5 protein-coding genes are annotated in these 2,417 nt (G+C 51.3%); 4 read left to right on the top strand and 1 reads right to left on the bottom strand.

All coding sequences use genetic code 11. The annotated features are described in order from the left end of the window. The 4 genes from Q362_RS21640 to Q362_RS0117600 form a co-directional block, all read left to right on the top strand. Positions 1 to 477, top strand: a 477-nt coding sequence (locus tag Q362_RS21640; protein WP_211248538.1) for a transposase, incomplete at its 5' end; no start/stop codon positions are given. Between the two features lie 364 nt (positions 478 to 841). Then, positions 842 to 1,072 (top strand): DUF433 domain-containing protein, encoded by a 231-nt coding sequence (locus Q362_RS0117610; RefSeq protein WP_028319688.1) that lies wholly within the window; start codon positions 842 to 844, stop codon positions 1,070 to 1,072. Further along, on the top strand, positions 1,069 to 1,437 hold the full coding sequence (locus Q362_RS0117605; RefSeq protein ID WP_028319687.1) for a DUF5615 family PIN-like protein: 369 nt from the start codon (positions 1,069 to 1,071) through the stop codon (positions 1,435 to 1,437). Before Q362_RS0117610 ends, Q362_RS0117605 begins: the two co-directional genes overlap by 4 nt. A gap of 249 nt (positions 1,438 to 1,686) precedes the next feature. Next, complete coding sequence (locus Q362_RS0117600) at positions 1,687 to 2,190, top strand: GNAT family N-acetyltransferase (protein ID WP_028319686.1); 504 nt, start codon at positions 1,687 to 1,689, stop codon at positions 2,188 to 2,190. A 29-nt stretch (positions 2,191 to 2,219) separates the two neighbouring features. On the opposite strand, the gene Q362_RS24390 is transcribed toward Q362_RS0117600, so the two are convergent. Continuing rightward, positions 2,220 to 2,417 (bottom strand): hypothetical protein (locus Q362_RS24390; RefSeq protein ID WP_211248537.1); only part of this gene is annotated, 198 nt, incomplete at its 5' end.

The following is a 2,417-nucleotide window of genomic DNA, read 5'->3' as shown; positions in this document are numbered from 1 at the left end:
GTGGCCGGCTTCCACCGGAACAGGTGGCCGGCTTCCACCGGAATGCCCGGCCGGCTTCGACTGGAATGCGTGGCCGACTTCACCGGATTAGGCATGTTGACCAGCATCCCTGCCGTAGGCCGACAAACCGGAAGCAATCTGCTGGCCATTATCCACACTCACCATTTCAATTCGGCGGAACAACTTGCCGCCTATCTCGGTTTGGTTCCAGTTGAACGGCAATCCGGTTCGTCCGTTCTGGGAAGAGTCAGACTCTCTAAAGCCGGGCCGCCCCGGATCAGGGCGACTCTGTACATGGCCGCTATCGTCGCCATCAAGTACAATCCGCACATCAAGGCTCTCTACCATCGGCTCGTGGCCAGAGGCAAAGTCAAGAAAGCGGCCCTGGGCGCTGCGATGCGCAAGCTCGTTCATCTCTGTTTTGGCGTCCTCAAAAACCGTATGGTGTACCAGCCGGATTACGTGAAAACCGCTTGATCTCCAAGATGGTATCTACCGGTTTTCCTGGAAAATTTCGTATTATCAATTATTAATCGTGCGTTAGGCTGGCGAAGGAAGCCCAACGAACGGCTCTTGACCGCACGGCGTCGGACAAATTCGCTTGTGCTCGAATAGTGCCCGTGTCTTCTCCGCGCTGAGCGCGTCGAAATGACAGATTTCGCTATCTGGCCGAATGGCCACGTCACTCTGTTTTTTCCGGTTCCTTAAACCCATACGGGAGCGCCGATGCCGCGAATTTTCTCATCTCGTTCGCGTGACAGCCTCCTCATTCTCAAAAACAATTCTTGAAGTTCCATCCTCAATTACATATCGTTTTGATGAGTTTCAATAAGGAGGACGTATGGAGCGACTGAATCGTATTACTCGACATCCCGAAGTGATGGGCGGCAAGGCGTGCATCCGTGGCATGCGAGTCACCGTGGGGATGGTGGTCGGCCAAATCGGAGTCGGCCATAGCATTGAAGAAATCCTTGCCGACTACCCTTATCTTGAACGCGAGGACATCATGCAGGCGTTGCGATATGCCGCGTGGCGTGCCGAAGAACGGGAAGTGGTGCTGGCCAGCGCGTGAAGCTGTTGATAGACATGAATCTGTCTCCGCGCTGGGCTGGATTTCTGGCGAATGCGGGGATCGAAGCAGCGCATTGGTCAACGATTGGCGCAGCAAATGCCGTCGATGAGGAAATCATGACGTTTGCGCGCGATAACGGCTATGTGGTGCTGACGCATGATCTTGATTTCGGCGCCATCCTTGCCGCGACACATGGCCTCAAACCCAGCGTTGTGCAAATCAGGTCCGAAGATGTCAGTCCGGAGGTCATCGGCAAACTGGTCGTTGACGCCTTACGGCAAACGAAGATCGAGTTGAACAACGGCGCATTGTTGACTGTTGACACCAACCGTGCGCGCTTGCGAATCCTGCCCCTTCGCCAGTAACACGATGAGTCACAGACCCAGCCTTGGCCGGGTAGGCATGGCATTAAAACGCCATGCCTGAAAATGAGCATAAAACAGGCGGTCTTTCGCATGAAAGACCGCCTGTTTTATGCTCTACCAAGAGGCAGCCAAACAGGGCCAAGATAACCAGAACAAACCCGGCCATACTGTGGATGCCTTGGCGTGGTTGCCATAATCGTCCTCCCGGCTACAGCTATCGGATACATCATCCTGAATATCGCTTGAAACATGAAGATCCGCAAACTCACCCCTGAACACTATCCCAAGGCAGCGTCCTTGCTGGACCACGCCTTTGCCCCTAGCAGATACGAGGTTCAACTTTTCGACAAACTCCATGAGCATAATCGGACAATACACGAATGGGTCTGCCTGATTCGCGATAGCGTTGTTGCGTATATTGGATTCACGAACGCTTACAACGGAAAGAAGATCGTCGGGCTGCACCTTGGGCCTTTAGCGGTACAACCACAGATGCAACGGCAGGGAATAGGGTCTGAGTTATTGCGATTTGCCTTGAGACAGGAGGTTGTTCGGGGGAGTACAATCTTTGTACTTGGGGATGTGAGGTTCTATCAGAAGCTCAGGTTCGAGCCTTGTGCTGTTCCGAGGTGTCCTTTTGATAAGGGGAACAAGAATTTTTTGAGTATTAGGAATGAAGGTGATGAAGAGTATGTGGTCGGGTACGACCCTGAGTTTGCAAAAAATAGAAAAATTATAAAATTGCGAAATTAACAAATGATTCGTGTTTTCTATAAAAATAACTACATATTTTCATTATCAAAATCGCAAGTTTCTCGTGATTTTATCTTCTGTAGCATTAATAAGTGCTTATCCAGAAATAAATTGCTCGCAATTTTCCTGCCGCCAGCTAATATCCGTTGAAACCAAGCAACGGAGGGAGAAATGGCACGCATCAAAACCTGGGAAATTTCGGATGCATTCTGGGCGATCGTTGAACC

Origin of the sequence: Desulfobulbus elongatus DSM 2908, assembly GCF_000621145.1 — a bacterium.
Lineage (GTDB): Bacteria > Desulfobacterota > Desulfobulbia > Desulfobulbales > Desulfobulbaceae > Desulfobulbus > Desulfobulbus elongatus.
Note: the sequence above shows the minus strand (reverse complement) of the source record. Positions and strands in the feature narration are given on the sequence as shown.

Bases quoted from the DNA above. Each gene is read 5' to 3' on its own strand.
- Q362_RS0117610 (WP_028319688.1), top strand. From the start codon at position 842: ATGGAGCGACTGAATCGTATTACTCGACATCCCGAAGTGATGGGCGGC.
- Q362_RS0117600 (WP_028319686.1), top strand. From the start codon at position 1,687: ATGAAGATCCGCAAACTCACCCCTGAACACTATCCCAAGGCAGCGTCC.